This window comes from Ruegeria sp. YKSF57, assembly GCF_059612585.1.
Genome location: NZ_JBXWQW010000021.1, coordinates 1 through 16,385, shown reverse-complemented (window position 1 = coordinate 16,385; position 16,385 = coordinate 1). Strand labels below are relative to the sequence as shown.

Annotated in this window: 16 protein-coding genes and 1 riboswitch; of the genes, 9 read left to right on the top strand and 7 right to left on the bottom strand. The window is 62.3% G+C overall.

All coding sequences use genetic code 11. The features are described 5' to 3' along the window. Positions 1 to 9: 9 nt before the first annotated feature. Positions 10 to 399, bottom strand: coding sequence for a hypothetical protein (locus AC2FLX_RS10525; RefSeq protein WP_496811101.1), 390 nt, complete (start codon positions 397 to 399; stop codon positions 10 to 12). A 150-nt stretch (positions 400 to 549) separates the two neighbouring features. Here AC2FLX_RS10525 and AC2FLX_RS10520 point away from each other — a divergent pair, with 150 nt between their 5' ends. Beyond that, positions 550 to 1,200: a carbonic anhydrase gene (locus AC2FLX_RS10520; protein ID WP_480748505.1), complete on the top strand. Its 651-nt coding sequence runs from the start codon at positions 550 to 552 to the stop codon at positions 1,198 to 1,200. 44 nt (positions 1,201 to 1,244) lie between these two features. Here AC2FLX_RS10520 and bluB read toward each other — a convergent pair whose 3' ends face one another. From bluB to AC2FLX_RS10500, 4 genes are all read right to left on the bottom strand, one after another. Beyond that, on the bottom strand, positions 1,245 to 2,012 hold the full coding sequence (gene bluB, locus AC2FLX_RS10515; protein ID WP_496811098.1) for a 5,6-dimethylbenzimidazole synthase: 768 nt from the start codon (positions 2,010 to 2,012) through the stop codon (positions 1,245 to 1,247). Positions 2,013 to 2,056: 44 nt separating this feature from the next. Next, positions 2,057 to 2,235: riboswitch (cobalamin riboswitch) on the bottom strand. 75 nt (positions 2,236 to 2,310) lie between these two features. Continuing rightward, positions 2,311 to 3,333, bottom strand: coding sequence for an aspartate-semialdehyde dehydrogenase (locus tag AC2FLX_RS10510; RefSeq protein WP_480748507.1), 1,023 nt, complete (start codon positions 3,331 to 3,333; stop codon positions 2,311 to 2,313). Positions 3,334 to 3,445: 112 nt separating this feature from the next. Further along, positions 3,446 to 4,480 (bottom strand): glycosyltransferase family 4 protein, encoded by a 1,035-nt coding sequence (locus AC2FLX_RS10505; RefSeq protein WP_496875425.1) that lies wholly within the window; start codon positions 4,478 to 4,480, stop codon positions 3,446 to 3,448. A gap of 28 nt (positions 4,481 to 4,508) precedes the next feature. Continuing rightward, entirely contained in the window at positions 4,509 to 5,681 is a 1,173-nt protein-coding gene (locus tag AC2FLX_RS10500; RefSeq protein WP_496811324.1) for an MFS transporter, read from the bottom strand. Between the two features lie 135 nt (positions 5,682 to 5,816). Here AC2FLX_RS10500 and AC2FLX_RS10495 point away from each other — a divergent pair, with 135 nt between their 5' ends. Next, on the top strand, positions 5,817 to 6,959 hold the full coding sequence (locus AC2FLX_RS10495; protein ID WP_496811323.1) for a DUF3095 domain-containing protein: 1,143 nt from the start codon (positions 5,817 to 5,819) through the stop codon (positions 6,957 to 6,959). A gap of 6 nt (positions 6,960 to 6,965) precedes the next feature. On the opposite strand, the gene AC2FLX_RS10490 is transcribed toward AC2FLX_RS10495, so the two are convergent. Together AC2FLX_RS10490 and AC2FLX_RS10485 are read right to left on the bottom strand one after the other, a co-directional pair. Further along, positions 6,966 to 7,736: an HpcH/HpaI aldolase family protein gene (locus AC2FLX_RS10490; RefSeq protein ID WP_496744355.1), complete on the bottom strand. Its 771-nt coding sequence runs from the start codon at positions 7,734 to 7,736 to the stop codon at positions 6,966 to 6,968. A 34-nt stretch (positions 7,737 to 7,770) separates the two neighbouring features. Then, on the bottom strand, positions 7,771 to 9,210 hold the full coding sequence (locus tag AC2FLX_RS10485; protein ID WP_496811322.1) for a pyridoxal phosphate-dependent decarboxylase family protein: 1,440 nt from the start codon (positions 9,208 to 9,210) through the stop codon (positions 7,771 to 7,773). Between the two features lie 166 nt (positions 9,211 to 9,376). On the opposite strand from AC2FLX_RS10485, the gene hpaR reads away from it, so the two are divergent. The 7 genes from hpaR to AC2FLX_RS10450 form a co-directional block, all read left to right on the top strand. Next, the gene (gene hpaR, locus AC2FLX_RS10480; RefSeq protein ID WP_480748513.1) at positions 9,377 to 9,811 is read left to right on the top strand and encodes a homoprotocatechuate degradation operon regulator HpaR; all 435 of its coding nucleotides are present in this window, start codon (positions 9,377 to 9,379) and stop codon (positions 9,809 to 9,811) included. Positions 9,812 to 10,538: 727 nt separating this feature from the next. Then, entirely contained in the window at positions 10,539 to 11,573 is a 1,035-nt protein-coding gene (locus AC2FLX_RS10475) for a cupin domain-containing protein (RefSeq protein ID WP_480748514.1), read from the top strand. Further along, positions 11,570 to 12,268 carry a fumarylacetoacetate hydrolase family protein gene (locus AC2FLX_RS10470; protein WP_480748515.1) on the top strand — a complete coding sequence of 233 codons (699 nt, stop codon included), beginning with the start codon at positions 11,570 to 11,572 and terminating at the stop codon, positions 12,266 to 12,268. Before AC2FLX_RS10475 ends, AC2FLX_RS10470 begins: the two co-directional genes overlap by 4 nt. A 3-nt stretch (positions 12,269 to 12,271) precedes the next feature. After that, positions 12,272 to 13,462: a 3-hydroxybenzoate 6-monooxygenase gene (locus AC2FLX_RS10465; protein ID WP_496811321.1), complete on the top strand. Its 1,191-nt coding sequence runs from the start codon at positions 12,272 to 12,274 to the stop codon at positions 13,460 to 13,462. Between the two features lie 80 nt (positions 13,463 to 13,542). Then, the gene (locus AC2FLX_RS10460) at positions 13,543 to 14,601 is read left to right on the top strand and encodes a TRAP transporter substrate-binding protein (RefSeq protein ID WP_480748517.1); all 1,059 of its coding nucleotides are present in this window, start codon (positions 13,543 to 13,545) and stop codon (positions 14,599 to 14,601) included. Positions 14,602 to 14,673: 72 nt separating this feature from the next. Further along, positions 14,674 to 15,258 carry a TRAP transporter small permease gene (locus tag AC2FLX_RS10455; RefSeq protein ID WP_496748643.1) on the top strand — a complete coding sequence of 195 codons (585 nt, stop codon included), beginning with the start codon at positions 14,674 to 14,676 and terminating at the stop codon, positions 15,256 to 15,258. Then, the coding region (locus AC2FLX_RS10450) for a TRAP transporter large permease (RefSeq protein WP_496875424.1) at positions 15,255 to 16,385 on the top strand (1,131 nt) is incomplete at its 3' end. The genes AC2FLX_RS10455 and AC2FLX_RS10450, both read left to right, overlap by 4 nt.

The following is a 16,385-nucleotide window of genomic DNA, read 5'->3' as shown; positions in this document are numbered from 1 at the left end:
CAAGCCATTTCAGATCGAAAGATGCCGTTGGTCCCAAACCGCAACCAACGACTGCTCGCCGACCCGGATCAGGCGGAACAGGGTGGCGCTGGCGGCGACGTGGTCTCCGGCATCCACGGCGTCTGACACATCTCCCGCCACGCGGGTCAGCGCCGTCATGCCGACCTGTTCGGCAATCGCCACCAGCGAGCGTGCGGCCTTGCGCAGACCCAGCCAATCCCGTTGTCGCCACATGAGTTCGCATCGCGACAGCCGCAGGGCCAGCTCTTCGATGGCGCGGCATACCACATCCTCGGCGCCCGAATCGCCCAGCTGATCGTAAAGATTTCCCAGAGGGTCCGGATCCAGTCGCACGGTTTCCCTCTGAACGAGTGTGATCACTTTCTCCACCACGTTCACCCCAATAAAGTCGCACCCCCACGGCACGGTCGCATCCTCGCGCCACAGTGGTTGGCAAAAGGTTTCGGCAAAAGTGGATAATGTCTCGAATTTTGTTTCAATTCGGATTAGATCACGCTGCAGCACAGAAAACCTTGGGGATTTACTGGAATGGACTTCGCTAAACCTCTGCCGAATTATCTGGTCAAGCGCTACCATGGCTGGAAAGCCACGACCTATGCCGAGAACGAGGCCTGGTACCGCACATTGGCCAACGAAGGGCAGCATCCGCGCGCCATGGTGATCTCCTGCTGCGACAGCCGGGTGCACGTCACATCTATCTTCGGCGCCGATCAGGGCGAATTCTTTATCCACCGCAACATTGCCAATCTGGTACCGCCCTATGCGCCCGATGGCGATCACCACGGCACCAGCGCGGCCATCGAATATGCGGTCACCGCGCTGAAGGTCGCGCATCTGATCGTGCTGGGCCATTCGCAATGCGGTGGCGTTCAGGGCTGTATCGACATGTGCAAGGGGCAGGCGCCACAGCTTGAGGCCAAGGAAAGCTTCGTCGGGCGCTGGATGGATATCCTGAAACCGAAATACGATCTGGTTGCCGATCTCAAGGACAACATCGAACAGGCCCGCCAGTTCGAGAAACAGGCCGTGGTGGCCTCGCTGGAAAACCTGATGACCTTCCCGTTCGTCGCCTCCGCCGTCGAGGCCAAAAGCCTCAGCATTCACGGCCTGTGGACCGACATCGGCGCAGGCGGATTGCAGAGCTATGATCCTGCGAAAGGAAAGTTCGAACCGGTCTGAGTGACCCGGGCGCCGACCTTCGGCGCCCGAACCGCTTCTGGAAATCAGCCCAGCCGCCGCGACAGGAACGTTCCGTCTGCGATTGATGCCTGGTCCGCGCGCAAGCGCCCGGTCAGCTTTGCATCACCGCCGGTTTGCCCCCATTGACCAAAGTGCACGTGGTCGGTGATCGCGCGGCGCGGCAGCCAACCGGCCTTTTCAAGTTCCGGCCTGTCGTGAAAACCACGGACCAGCCCGACACAAAGATATGCGACGGGTACAACCTCGGCAGGCAGGTTCAGCACCTCTTTCAGCGCGCCATTGTCAAGGATCGACACCCAGCCCACCCCCAGCCCCTCGGCTCGTGCCGCCAGCCAGAAATTCTGTACCGCACAGACCGACGAGAACATGTCCATCACCGGTATATGAGTGCGACCGATCACCACCGGCCCGGAGCGGCTGCGGTCGCAAGTGATGCAGATGTTGATCGGCGCCTCGAGGATACCTTCCAGCTTGAGCTTGCGATAAGTGTCGCGCTGCTCGACCGGGAACATCAGCGCGGCCTCAGCATGGGCCTTGGCAAACAGCTCATGCACCTGCCGGCGCATATCACGGTCCTGCAGGATCAGGAAATCCCACGGCTGCATGAATCCCACCGATGGCGCGTGATGCGCCGCCAAAAGGACACGGCTCAACCGGTCTTCGGGTATCGCGTCCGGCAGGAAATCCCCGCGAGTGTCGCGGCGGTTGAGGATAGTTCGATAAACCGCTTCGCGGCTCGCCTTGTCAAAGGCGTCGGGCGCCATCAGCGCCGGTTCGGTGGTAATGGCCATCGGAGTCCCCTTGGATGGTCCCGCGCCGCCCGCCGTCCACGCAGGCTGCGCCATCCCTTCCGGCCGGTCTTCTGACTCGGGATCTTCCCGCGCGAACCCCTTCCCGGCCAAGGCCAGTGGTTCATGTCCGCACAGTCCCCCTTACAGCGTTGGGCACGTCGCGGGTTTGCACCGCGTTCCCGATTCTCCCGCACGGGCGGGCACCGAAAGGTGGCCGGACATTACTCGGTCACGCAGGCAGGTCAACGAAAAAGGGGCACGGTTTACGCGCCCCTGACATTCCCAATCCGAAGGAGCTTCACCCCTTCTTCAGAACTTCCCGTCCCAGCAGCTCGGCGATCTGCACCGCGTTCAGCGCCGCGCCCTTGCGCAGGTTGTCGCTGACGCACCACAGGTTGATGCCGTTCTCGATGGTCGAATCCTGGCGAATGCGGCTGATGAAGGTGGCGAAATCGCCGACGCATTCCACCGGGGTGACATAGCCACCGGCCTCGCGCTTGTCGATCACCATGATGCCGGGTGCCTCGCGCAGGATATCGCGCGCCTCGTCTTCGTCCAGGAACTCCTCGAACTCGATGTTCACCGCCTCGGAATGGCCGACAAAGACCGGAACGCGGACGCAGGTCGCGGTAACCTTGATCTTGGGGTCGACGATTTTCTTGGTTTCGGCGACCATCTTCCACTCTTCCTTGGTCGAGCCATCCTCCATGAAGACGTCGATATGCGGAATGACGTTGAAGGCGATCTGCTTCTGGAACTTCTTCGGCTCGACCTCGGTGATCGGGTTGTAGACGGCCTTGGTCTGATCCCACAGCTCGTCCATGCCTTCCTTGCCCGCTCCCGACACCGACTGATAGGTCGACACCACGACGCGCTTGATCCTGGCACGGTCATGCAGCGGTTTCAGCGCAACCACCATCTGCGCGGTCGAGCAGTTGGGGTTCGCGATGATATTCTTCTTGGAATAGTCGTGGATCGCCTGCGGGTTCACTTCCGGCACGATCAGCGGAATGTCCGGGTCATAGCGATAGAGCGACGAGTTGTCGATCACGACACAGCCCGCCGCTGCCGCCTTGGGCGCGTAATCCTTGGTCGCGGCCGAACCCACGGCAAACAGCGCCATGTCCCAGCCGGTAAAGTCAAAGGTGGCCAAGTCCTGGGTCTTGATCGTCTTGTCGCCAAAGCTGACTTCGGTGCCCAGCGAACGACGGCTTGCCAAAGCGGCAATTTCGTCCACGGGGAACTGGCGCTCGGCCAGGATGTTCAGCATTTCGCGGCCCACGTTGCCCGTGGCGCCGACGACGACGACGCGATAGCCCATGTCTTGTCTCCTGAGTTAAGGACGCGCGTTCATAGCACCCTTTGTCGCAGAAGAAAGGGGGCAGGCGGCGTATTTGCGTCCCTGACGTCAATTTGAGGCGTGGCGCTGTGTCTCAGCCCCCGGCCAGAAGGCCCTCATAGACCTCGACCAGCGCATTTGCTTCGCCTTCGATATCAAAATGCGTCTCTACATGGGTGCGGGCCGCCACTCCGGACCGGGCCAGAGAATCGCGGTCCGCCAGCATCTCCGCCGCCGCGCCGGCCAGCGCCTGGATGTTGTTCGGGGCCACGACGCGGCCCAGCGACGGGTCGGTCACGATTTCGGAAAACGCGCCCACATCGGTGGCCACCACCGGCACACCGCAGGCCATCGCCTCCAGCGGGGTCAGGCCGAACCCTTCCCATCGCTGGGGGGCGATGAACAGGTCCAGCACCTGATACCATTCCGCGATCCGGTCCACGGTGACCTCGGGCTTGAACAGGATGCGGTGGGCCAGCCCGGCGTCTGCGACCTTCTGTTTCAGATCGTTCAGAAAGCCGGTGTGCTGCTCGGTCGCCCGGCCCATGACAATGCCCGATACATCGTCGAACCGCCCACACAGATCGATCATCGCATCGACAAAGGCATCCGTGCCTTTCTGGTGCCGGATGCGGCCATAACAGCCCAGCAATATCCCGTCGGGCAGCCCCAGTTGCGCCCGCACGGCGGCGCGATCCTTGGGCGGGGTGAAATCCTGCAGGTTGATCCCGTGCATGATCACGCGCGCGTCCCGGTCCAGATACCCGGCGGTCTTGCGCGAGGTCGCCACCACCGCGTCCATCTTCGAGATCAGCCACTTGGTATAACCCGTGTGCCGCCGCTGCGAGGCGCTGGTGAACAGCAGCTTCAGGCGCATCCGGAACACCCCCCGCAAGATCAGACCCAACAGCATTTCCGTGTTCCGCCGTGCATGCCAGACCCTGAGAGGTCGGCGCGGCAGGAACGGTACCTTTGCCAGCGGTATATGCGGGATGTCATCGGGCAATCCGGGGCCGGTGGCGACAATGCCGATCTTTTGGGCCTGCAGAGGAACCAACCGCGCAATAGTCGCCGTCACGCCGGAAAGCCTGCGTTTCAGATTTGGGGCGATGACACGCACGTCTTGCAATTGATGCTCCTGTTCCGGTGGTTTCAGGTCAGTCGACGCTGTCGCGGCTGAACAGGTATACCGCGCAACCAAGGCCAAGCGCGACCGCAAAAAAGCCAAAAATCAGCACGTAAGGCGCAGTCGCGCCCGCCTCCACGGTTGCCGCGTGCATCCGTCCGGTCAGAAACTGCATGATCCCGACGCCACCGATGCCGAACAGGTTCAACAGCGTCACACCTCGCCCGACCAGATGTGCCGGAATGAAGGCGCGTCCATGCGCCATGATCACCGGGAAGGATGCCCCCATGAACCCGATCACCGCCATCAGCACGACCGAGGACCAGACCGCGTGATCGATCCACAGGCACAGGAGGCCCAACGCGACGGCGCCCAATACGTTGCCCCCGAAGATCACCCATTTCCGGGTGTCCAGGATCCGGTCCAGCGGGCCATAGCTGAAGGTTCCGGCAATCATCGCCGCCCCCATGATCAGCGTCACCTGCCCGATCTGCGAGGTGGTCAGATCGAAAACGTCCCGCAAATACGGCCCTGCCCAAAGCCCCCGCAGCGCCGCCGAGGGCGCATAGGCCACCAGCATCAGCGGCAGAATGGCCCACAGCCGCGGTTCTCTCAGAAGATCCAGAACCGATCCCTTTTGCTCGGAATCAATCCGTTCAGGATCATGCACCGTCATCCAGATTCCAACCGCCACAGCCGACGAGATTGCGGCCAGCCCGGCCAGCGTCGCACGCCAGCCCATCAGCTCCACCGCCAGCGCGGTCGGGTACGAGGCGACAAGATTGCCAACCGAACCCACGCCAAGCATCACCGCCGCCAGCGTGGCGAATCTGGCCGGGGCAAACTCGCGCGCGAAAATGTAATAGGACGCCATCAGAACCGGCGAGCACCCGACGCCGATCAGCACCATGGCAAGACTCACGTGAACCGGCGCGGTTGCCGCCGCAAACAGGGCCGCGCCGCCGCCACCGCCCAGCAGCAGCAACACCGCTGCCGTCCGTCGCGGCCCGATCCGGTCCAGCGACCAGCCGACCGGAATTTGCATCGCGGCGAAAGTCAGGAACCAAAACCCCGAAGCGGCGGCCAGATCGTCTGGTGCCGCGCCAATGTCGCGGCCAAGATCGGCGGTCAGCACCGCCAGAAAGGCGCGAAAGAACTGGCTCAGCACATAGGCCAGACACAATACAACCAATCCAGCCCGCATGATCCGCTCCGATACCTGTCTTGTTAAGGATGGTTGACACGTCCCGCCACATTGCACAAGCGTGTGTCTGGTTGCGTGATTGCTGGTCATCACCGCATTCGTGCTACTTTGACGTCTATGCAGGGGACAAGGGCAATGATCGGCGAGCAGGGCGGGTTTTATGCCACGCTTGCGCCCGTGCGCGATTTCGCCGAGCTGGCCGAGCCCGCGCGGTTCACCCCGCTGCCGCCGGATTGGGTGGTTGGTGTGGCCGATATCGTCGATTCCACCGGCGAGATCGAACGCGGGCGATACAAGACCGTCAACATGGTTGGTGCCGCCGTGATCTCGGCCATGATGAACGAAGTGTCCGAACAGCCGTTTCCCTTTGTCTTCGGGGGTGACGGCGCGGCCTTTGCGGTTCCGGGCTCACTGGCTGCCCGCGCGCATCAGGTGCTGGCAAACCTTCGGTGTTGGGCCAAGGAGGAATTCTCGATCTCGCTTCGCGCCGCCCTGGTGCCGCTGAGCGACATCCGCGCCATGGGCAGCGATGTTCGCGTTGCCCGACACGCAGCATCGGACGGCGTCGATTACGCCATGTTTTCAGGCGGAGGGGTCAGCTGGGCCGAGTCGCGGATGAAATCCGGCGCCTATGAAATCCCGCCCGCTGCTCCGGGCGCACAACCGGACCTGACCGGTTTGTCCTGCCGTTGGGCCAACAGCCGGGCAAAACATGGACAGATCGTGTCCATCGTCATTCAGCCAATCGCCCGCGCGTCGGATCGTGACTTTGCCGACCTGGCGCGGCGGGTGGTTCAGGCCGTGGCCGGGCTGGAGCGTGGCGGCCACCCGGTTGCCGCCTCCGGTCCGCCGCTCCGCTGGCCCCCGCCGGGGCTGAGCATTGATGCCCATGTTTCTCGTGCCGGCAGCAATCTGGCGTTCAGAAAATTACTGGTGCTGGGACAAAACCTGTTGATCTGGCTTCTGTTCAAGTCTGGCCGGCATCTCGGTTCGTTCGATCCGGGCCATTATCGGCGCATGGTCACGCAGAACACCGATTTCCGCAAATTCGACGACGGGCTTAAAATGACGCTCGACTGCGATCAGGCATCGCTCGACACGATCGGGATGCTTCTGGAAGAGGCCCGGGCGCAGGGAAAGATCCGCTATGGCCTGCACGCCCAGGACGAGGCGATGATGACCTGCATCGTGCCGTCGGCCACGCGCGATGACCACATGCATTTCATCGACGGGGCTTCGGGCGGCTATGCCAGGGCCGCCGCCGCGATGCGCGGCTGATCCGGCCTATTTCGCCTTCCACTTGGCCGACAAAGCGCGCGCGCTCTGGGCCAGTACCAGCACGTCGATGCCCACCGCCAGAAATTGTGCGCCCATATCCAGATAGGCCTGTGCCGCCTCTTCGCTGGTACCAAGGATGCCCGGTGCTTTGCCCGCATCCTTGATCCGGGTGATCGCGGCCTCGATGACCGCGCGCACTTCGGGCGCGGCGCTGTTGCCCTGAAAGCCCATGTCCGTCGACAGATCAGCCGGGCCGATGAACACGCCGTCGATACCCTCGACCGCAAGGATGTCATCCAGCGCGGCGATACCGGCGCGGTTCTCGACCTGCACCAAAAGACAGACCTCGTCATCGGCGGTCTGGATATACTCGCCAATCGTTCCGAACATGGTGGCCCGCGTCGCCGTGGCGCCCACACCGCGCGTACCTGTTGGCGGATAGTGACAGGCGCGCACCAGTTCCCTGGCCTGCTCGGCGCTTTCCACCATGGGCACCAGAACCGTTTGCGCACCCGCGTCCAGCACCTGCTTGATGATCCAGGTCTCGCCGATGGGCACCCGCACCACCGGATGCGACGGGCTGGCCGCCAGCGCCACCAGCTGATCGCGGATCGATCGGATATCGTTGGGGCTGTGTTCGCCGTCGATCACCAGCCAGTCGAACCCGGTTGTGCCCATGATCTCGGCGGTGGAGGCCTCGGCAAAGCTCATCCAGCAACCGATCAGGCGATCGCCGCGCAATAGGGCCTGTTTGAAACTGTTTTTTGGTGCGGGCATGTGGGCCTCTCAGTATCTGGGGTTTGCGGACAAGCTACGCCTTTCCGGGCGCAAGTCCATCAGGGGACAGCGATCGCGCGATTTCGGTGATCACCTCAAAGGCCATCCTCACGTCGTCCTCGGTGGTTTCGAACTGTCCCGCCTGAAACCGGATCACCAGATCGCCATCGACTCGGGTCTGTGTCAGATAGATGCGGCCATCATCGTTGATCGCATTCACCAGCCGCAGGTTCAGATCGTCCAGATCGTCCGCACCATCCGGCGCAAAGCGGAAGGTCCACAATGACCACATCGGCGGTGTCACGATTTCGAAATCCGGTTCCGCCGCCAGCTGGTCATGCAGCTTGCGCGACCATTCGATATGGTTTCGCAGCCGCTGGCGCAGCCCCTCCAGCCCATAGGCGCGGATCACGAACCACAGCTTCAGTGCCCGGAACCGGCGACCCAATGGCACCGACCATTCGGAATAGTTGATGATCCCGTCCCGTCCATGCGTCTTGAGGTATTCCGGGCTGATCGCCAGCGTCTGCACCAGATCGTCGGGGTTTTTCAGGAAATGCGCGCAACAATCGAATTGTACTCCCAGCCATTTGTGCGGGTTGAACACAATGCTGTCGGCCTTTTCGACGCCGGTCCAATAGTGGCGATAGTCGGGACAAATCATTGCCGAACCCGCCCAGGCGGCATCGACATGCGAATAAAGCCCGTATTTCGTTGCGATCTCCAGGCATCGGTCCACCGGGTCCGTCGCCCCGGTGCCGGTGCCGCCCACGCACAGGATCACGCCTGCCGGGTGCAGCCCGGCTGCAAGATCAGCCCGTATCGACGCCTCCAATGCCTCGGGGTCCATCCCGCGCCAGTCGCCCTTGATCGGAATGCGGACCAGGTTGTCCTGTCCGATCCCCGCAACCCAGATCGCCCGGTCGATCGAAGTATGAACCTCGGACGAACAATAGACGCGCAGCGGCTTCTGCCCGAACAGCCCGTGCCGGTTGCCCTGCCAGGCCAGCGCCTTTTCACGCATGGTCAGCACCGCCGCCAGCGTCGCGGAGGAGGCGGAATCCTGAATGACACCGGCAAATCCCTCGGGCAGATCCAGCGCCTGCCGCAGCCAGTCCATCATCCGCGTTTCCATCTCGGTTGCGGCGGGTGAGGTCTGCCACAACATGCACTGCGGCGCGATGGCGCTGGTCAGGAACTCGGCCAGAACCGAAGGGGCCGAGGCATTTGCGTTGAAATAGGCAAAGAACCGGGGGTGCTGCCAATGGGTGATGCCCGGCATCACGATCTCTTCGAAGTCTTCAAAGATCGCTTCGATCCGTTCTGAGCTTTCCGGCGGTGACGCGGGCAGGGCGTCCAACACCGCGCCCGGCTCTGTCCGGGCGCGCACCGGGCGATCCGCGACACTCAGATGATAGGTCTGCGCCCAGTCCGCCACCTTGCGGCCCCATGCGCCGAATTCGTGCCACTTCATCGCCCACTCCGCTCTGCCGGGTCCGGTATTCGTCCGCACCTTAGTGCCAATCTGGTTGCCACAGTCACAAAAAATACTTAACAAGTCAATCAAGTGTGGTGATTTGACCAGCCCCGGCAATCACTCACTGGTTGCTAACCAACAGGAATTGAGCAAAGATTCTTTCATGAGCCAAGACCTGCCACTGACCTCAAGATCCCTTCCCATCGCGCTGCTGCGCGCGCGTGAACGGGTGATGGGGCCGATCCGGGCGATGCTGGCCGATGTCGGTATCACGGAACAGCAATGGCGCGTGCTGCGGGTGCTTCAGGAAGAGGGCCCGCAAGACCCCACACGCATCGCCGACCGGGCCTGCCTGCTGCTGCCCAGCCTCACACGCATTCTGCAAAAGCTCGAGGAAAAGGAACTGATCGAACGCCGCCCCGACGCCCATGACCGCCGAAAACAGGTCATCAGCATTCGCGACGGCGGTCGCCAGATCATCAGCCGGAACCTCAGCACCAGCATCCGCGCCGCCGAGCGCATTCGTGCGCAGATGGGACCCGAGCGTTACGAAACCCTGCTGGATCTGCTCAACGAACTGCATGACATAGACGAGTGACCGGGGAACACGTCCGCGAACGATCTCCAGCAGCCCCGAATTGTCCCGCCGGGAATAAGGGGGGCTATCCCCGGCGGGGTGGCCAGGATGATACAGGTTACTTGACCTGACCACAGGCCGGGAGGTCCTGGTCGAAACCGGACATCCGGCCTTTAGCAACAAGGCATGCGTGGCCTGAAATGAGACCGCCCATTTCACAGAGAAGCTTGGGTGCGGGTTCTCTGGTGGGTGTGCCCTGTAGCATTCCTGCGCCGTCACTTGCGTGAGTGGCCGTGTTCCTTCATGTCCCGAAAAAGGTCTGACTGGGTTTTGCTACCCCAATTCTTGGTGGACCTGGCGCAGTTCCTGCCCTACCGAGCATCATGGCAGGAAACAAAGCCGCAAGGCTCCACCTTTAGGTTGAAATTAGCGCGCGCATCCTTGCCGCCAAGGCTGCAGCGCGAAAAATCATTGATCACGTTTGCGTTTGTTCCGGGTGTTTCCTCCAAAGCGGGACGTGTCCCACCAATACTCCGAATCCGTCCAATCGGCGGACAGGAAATCGGACGAAACCGAATCTGCGCGAATTCGCGCCACTGCAACCATCGGTTGTCGGCAGAAACTGGCGCGTGCAGCCCGGTGATTCCATTCAACCGGCGACTCGGCCCTTCCTGACGGCTCAACCTTGCGTCAAACCAAATGCCCCATAAGATACAACCCGGTGCACTGCGCATGGGGGGAGGGTGTCTTGTCACAGAAACTGGGAACGCTGGAAGACCTGCCGCAGGATTACCGAGACGACATGGAACGCGCGGGCGTCGCCCCCTTGTGGCCGATGATGCGCAACGTCCTGCCGCATGGCGAACCGCAGCCGGTCACCCGCCCGGGCTATTGGAACTACGACACGGTTCGCCCCCTTCTGCTGCGCGCCGGAGAGCTGACGCCGGTCGAAAAGGCCGAGCGCCGGGTGCTGGTCCTGTCCGATCCCGGCCGCGGCGTCGGCGCGATGCAGGCGACCTCGACCATCTATCTGGGCCTGCAGCTGCTGTTGCCCGGAGAACAGGCGCCAGCGCACCGCCACACCCCCTCTGCCGTCAGGATCGTGGTCGAAGGCACTGGTGGTTATACCGTGGTCGATGGCGAACGGCTGCCGATGGACGCGGGTGATCTCGTGCTGACCCCGGGCGGGGAATGGCACGACCACGGTCACGACGGCGACGGCCCCGTCGTCTGGCTCGACGCTTTGGACTTGCCGCTTTTCGTCTATCTCGAGGGCTCATACGCCATCGAGGGAGAGTTGCAGGCACAGCGCAACCGCCCCGATGCCAGTCAGGTCGAATACCGCGCTGCGGGTCTTGCACCATCCCGGCGCCCGCGCCAGACCGCCCGCCGTTACCCGATGATGCGCTATCCCTGGTCCGAAACCGAAGCGGCCTTGCGCCAGATGGCAATCTATGGCGAAGGCGTCACCGAACTCGACTACATCAACCCTGAAACCGGCAACGACGTGCTGCCAACTCTGGGTTTCACCGCGATGATGCTGAAAAAGGGCGAACGCCACGCGCCGCCTTTCCGCTCCGCCTCCTGCGCCTTTCATGTCATCGGCGGCGAGGGCGAAACCACCATCAACGGCAAGACCATCCTCTGGGGGCCGAAAGACACGTTTACCGCCCCGGTCTTTGCCGACATTGCCCACAAGGCCGGGACCGAGGCCTTCCTGATCCGCATTCACGACCGTCCCCTGCAGGACAAGCTTGGCTATTACGAGGAGCGCCCGAGATGAGCGACAGCCTGTTCACCCTTCCCCCTGTTCCGGGCATCCCGGTCAGGGGCGAATCCGCGACCTACCCTATCGGGCGGATTTTCTGCGTGGGCCGCAACTATGCCGCGCACGCGGCCGAGATGGGCAACGAAGTGGATCGCGAAGCGCCGTTCTACTTCACCAAATCCGCCCCCAACGCCATCCTGACAGGCGCGTCGGTGCCCTATCCGCCGGGGACCGAGAACTATCACTATGAAATGGAACTTGCATTTGCCATTGGCAGGCCGGTGTTCCGCGCCAGCCGGGACGAGGCCTGGGCGGCCGTCTATGCCTATGGCTGCGCGCTCGACATGACCCGGCGCGACCTGCAAATCCGCGAACGCAACAAACAGCGCCCCTGGGATCTGGGCAAGGATGTGGAAAACGCCGCCGTTTTTGCGCCGCTGACCAAGGCGGGCGACTGGTCGCCGGATGACGGCAAACGCATCCATCTTCAGGTGAATGGCGAATCCCGTCAGGATGCCACGCTGTCCGAGCTGATCTGGAAGATCGACGAAATCGTCAGCCATCTGTCCGGCTTTTATCATCTGCGCCCCGGCGACCTGATCATGACCGGCACGCCGGCGGGCGTGGGGCCGGTGATCGCCGGCGACCTGATCACCGGCAGCATTGACGGGCTCGACCCGATCGAATTGAACCTGACCGAGGCCGAATGACCCATGTCAGACCGGATCGTCATCGCGGGCGGCGGGATCGGGGGGCTGGCGGCCGCCATTGGCCTCGCCCAGCGGGGGCAGCGGGTTCTGGTGCTGGAAAAAGCCGGTCAGTTCGGCGAAATCGGGGCGGGAATCCAGCTGGGTCCGAACGCCTTCCACGCCTTTGACTATCTGGGCGTCGGTGACGCGGCGCGGGCGATGGCGGTCTATATCGACAACCTGCGGCTGATGGATGCCCTGACCGGCGACGAGATCACCCGCATCCCGCTGGATGACGCCTTTCGCACGCGCATGGGCAACCCTTATGCGGTCGTGCATCGTGGTGAATTGCACGGCGTGTTCCTCAGGGCCTGTCAGGATCACCCGCTGGTCGAATTGCGCACCAACAGCGCGGTTCAGGGATACGAACAGGACGGTACTTCGGTTACCGCGATCCTTCATGACGGAACCCGCGCCGCAGGCAAGGCGCTGATCGGCGCTGATGGTCTTTGGTCAAAAGTGCGCGCGCAGATGCGCGACGACGGGCCGCCGCGCGTGTCCGGGCACACCACCTATCGGTCGGTGATCCCGGTCGAGGACATGCCCGAGGATCTGCGCTGGAACGCCGCGACGCTGTGGGCCGGTCCCAAGTGCCATATCGTGCACTATCCGCTGTCGGGCTGGAAAAGCTTCAACCTCGTGGTGACCTATCACAACGACGCGCCGGAGCCGGTCGCGGGCAAACCGGTCGCCCATGACGAGGTGCGCCGGGGATTCGAACATGTCAGCCCCAGGGCGCAAAAGGTGATCGACAAGGGACGGGACTGGAAACTGTGGGTGCTGTGCGACCGCGACCCGGTCATGGAATGGGCCGACGGGCGCGTTGCCCTGCTCGGCGACGCCGCGCATCCGATGCTGCAATACTTCGCCCAGGGCGCCTGTATGGCGATGGAGGATGCCGTTTGCCTGTCCGCGCTTTTCGAGGCGGGGGGCGATGTGGAGGGGATATTAAACACCTATCAGGACAGACGACGCTTGCGTACAGCCCGCGTTCAGTTGCAGTCTCGGGAAATCGGAGAACACATTTATCACCCCGCCGGGGCACACGCGGCGCTGCGAAACACGATCATGAGCGCCAGATCCCCCGACCAGTGGTACGATGCGGTCGAATGGCTGTACGGCAGTACCGGCCTCGAGGGCGCGGTGTTCGCCTGAACAGAGAGTGAGCAATATATTGCATTATGCAAAGATATGGGCATTATATTGCTAAAAAGAGGGGTCAAAGGGAGGATAACATGACCTATCGGAGAACGCTTTTGGGCGTCATCGGCGGCGCGGCCGTTGCGGCGCTGGCCACGGGCTTCAGCGCCTCTACCGCGCTGGCCCAGGAAGTGACGCTGAAACTGCACCAGTTCCTGCCGGCGCAGGCCAACGTGCCGAAACTGGTTCTGGATGTCTGGGCCGACAGTGTCGAAGAGGATTCGGGTGGCCGCATCAAGGTGGAACGCTATCCCTCGATGCAGCTGGGCGGCAAGCCGCCGGAGCTGATGGATCAGGCGATCGACGGTGTGGCGGATGTGGTGTGGACCGTGGTCGGCTATACGCCGGGCCGTTTCCCCTCGACCGAAGTATTCGAACTGCCCTTCATGATGACAAATGCACGCGCCGTGTCGCGCGCCTATTGGGAAATGTTCGAAAAACACATGAAGGATGACGAGTTCAAGGATGTCCACATCCTCGCCACCTGGGTGCATGGTCCGGGCATGATCCACACCTCCGAACCGGTGGAAAGCCCCGAAGACCTGCAAGGCATGAAGATCCGCGGCGGCTCGCGCTCGGTCAACTCGCTTTTGACCAAGCTCGGCGCGACCCCGGTCGGCATGCCGGTGCCCGCCGTGCCCGAGGGGCTCAGCAAAGGCGTGATCGACGGCACCACCATCCCATGGGAAGTCACCACCGCCCTGAAGGTGCCGGAACTGGTCGAGAACCACACCGAATTCGAGGGCCGCGCATTGTATACGCTGACCTTCGTTCTGGCGATGAACAAGGCCAAATATGACAGCCTGCCGGATGATCTGAAAAAGGTGATCGACGACAATTCGGGTCTCGAATTCTCGGTCTTCGCCGGTGGCACGCAGGCTGATGCCGATGGCCCCGCTCGACTTGTCGCTGAGGACCTGGGCAACAACATCATCACCATCGACCAGGCCGGTGTCGAGGAATGGCGCGCCCTGGCGCAGCCGATCTATGACGAATGGATCGCCGACATGGCCTCCAAAGGCAAGGACGGTCAGGCCCTGCTCGACGAAGCGCAGATGCTGATCGACAAATACACGCCGGACTATTCCAACTGATCCGGCCCATCGCAACCGGTCGCGGCGCCCCGGCGCCGCGATCCAATGGCCCCCGCAAAAGATCGAGGTCCAATGCATAGACTGATGAAGGGGTTGGCCAGAACGCTGGCCATCATCGGCGGGATCGTCCTGAGCCTCCTGATCCTGCTGACCTGCGTGTCCATTCTGGGCCGCTTGCTGAACGGGTTTTTCCACGGCGACATGATGCAAAGCCTCGCGCCCGGATTGTCCGACTGGGCCATCGGCATGGGCGTCGGCCCGGTCAACGGCGATTTCGAACTGGTCGAGGCAGGCGTCGCCTTTGCCATTTTCTGCTTTCTGCCCCTGTGCCAGATCACCTCGGGACATGCTTCGGTCGATATTCTCACCAACGTCTTCTCCAACGGCTTCAACCGCTTCCTGCGCATGGTGACCGAGATCATTTTTGCCGCCGTTCTGATCCTGATCGCGTGGAAACTGTTCGACGGCATGATCAGCAAGAAAGAGTATCACGAAACAACCTTCCTGCTTCAGTTCCCGATCTGGTGGGCCTATGCGCTCAGTTTCGCTGCGGCGCTGGCGGCGGCGGCGGTTGGCGTCTACATGGCCGGCGTTCGTACCTATGAATTCTTTACCGGCCGCATCCTGATCCGGGATGGGGTGGAGGCACTGCATTGACTGCTCTGGAAATCGGAATTGCCTCCTTCCCCGCCCTGATGGTGCTGATCTTTCTGCGCGTGCCCATCGGGCTGGCGATGTTTCTTGTGGGGTTTGTCGGCCTGGTTCTCGTGACCGACGGCACACAGGTGGCCTTTGCCCGGCTCAAGAACGAGACCTACACGACCTTTTCCAGCTATTCGCTGACCATCGTGCCCATGTTCCTGCTGATGGGGCATTTTGCAACGCTGGGCGGCATGTCCAACGCGTTGTTCAAGGCGGCCGAAGGCTGGCTGGGTCACAAAAAGGGCGGCGTTGCCATGGCCGCGATCGGGGCCTGCGCCGGGTTCGGTGCGATCTGCGGCTCGTCTCTGGCAACGGCGGCCACCATGGGCCGCGTCGCTCTGCCCGAACTCAAGCAATACGGTTACGCCGGCGGGTTTTCCACCGCGACTTTGGCCGCCGGCGGTACGCTGGGCATTCTGATCCCACCCTCCGTGGTGCTGGTGATCTATGCGATCCTGACCGAACAGAACATCGCCAAGCTGTTCCTTGCCGCCTTCATTCCAGGTATTCTTGCGGCTGTGGGCTATGTCATCGCCATCTCGGTCTACGTCCGCCTCTATCCCGAAAGCGCGGGCACCCGCCCGCCGGTTCCCTATGCCGAACGCTTCGCGGCGCTGATCCAGGTCTGGCCGGTCCTGCTGGTCTTTGGGCTGGTGGTGGGCGGCATCTATCTGGGCTGGTTCACCCCGACCGAGGGCGCGGCAGTCGGCGCATTCGGCACCGGCGTCATCGCCTTTTTCAACGGCGGCCTGACGCTTGCGACTCTGGCGGACAGTTTTCTGGTGACGGCCCGCTCGACCGCGATGATCTTTTTCATCGTGTTGGGTGCGGGCTTCTACAACGGTTTCCTCGCCCTCACGCAGGTACCGCAGGAACTGTCGAATTACGTGGTCAGTCAGGGTTTTTCGCCCTGGGTCGTCCTGGCGCTGATCCTGTGTTTCTACCTCGTCTTCGGTTGCCTCATGGACAGCCTGTCGATGATCCTGCTGACGATCCCGATCTTTTTCCCGGTGATCTCGGCGATGGATTTCAATTTCGTCTCGCTGGCGGCGATGCAGGCCCAGGCCGCGATGGAAGTGCTG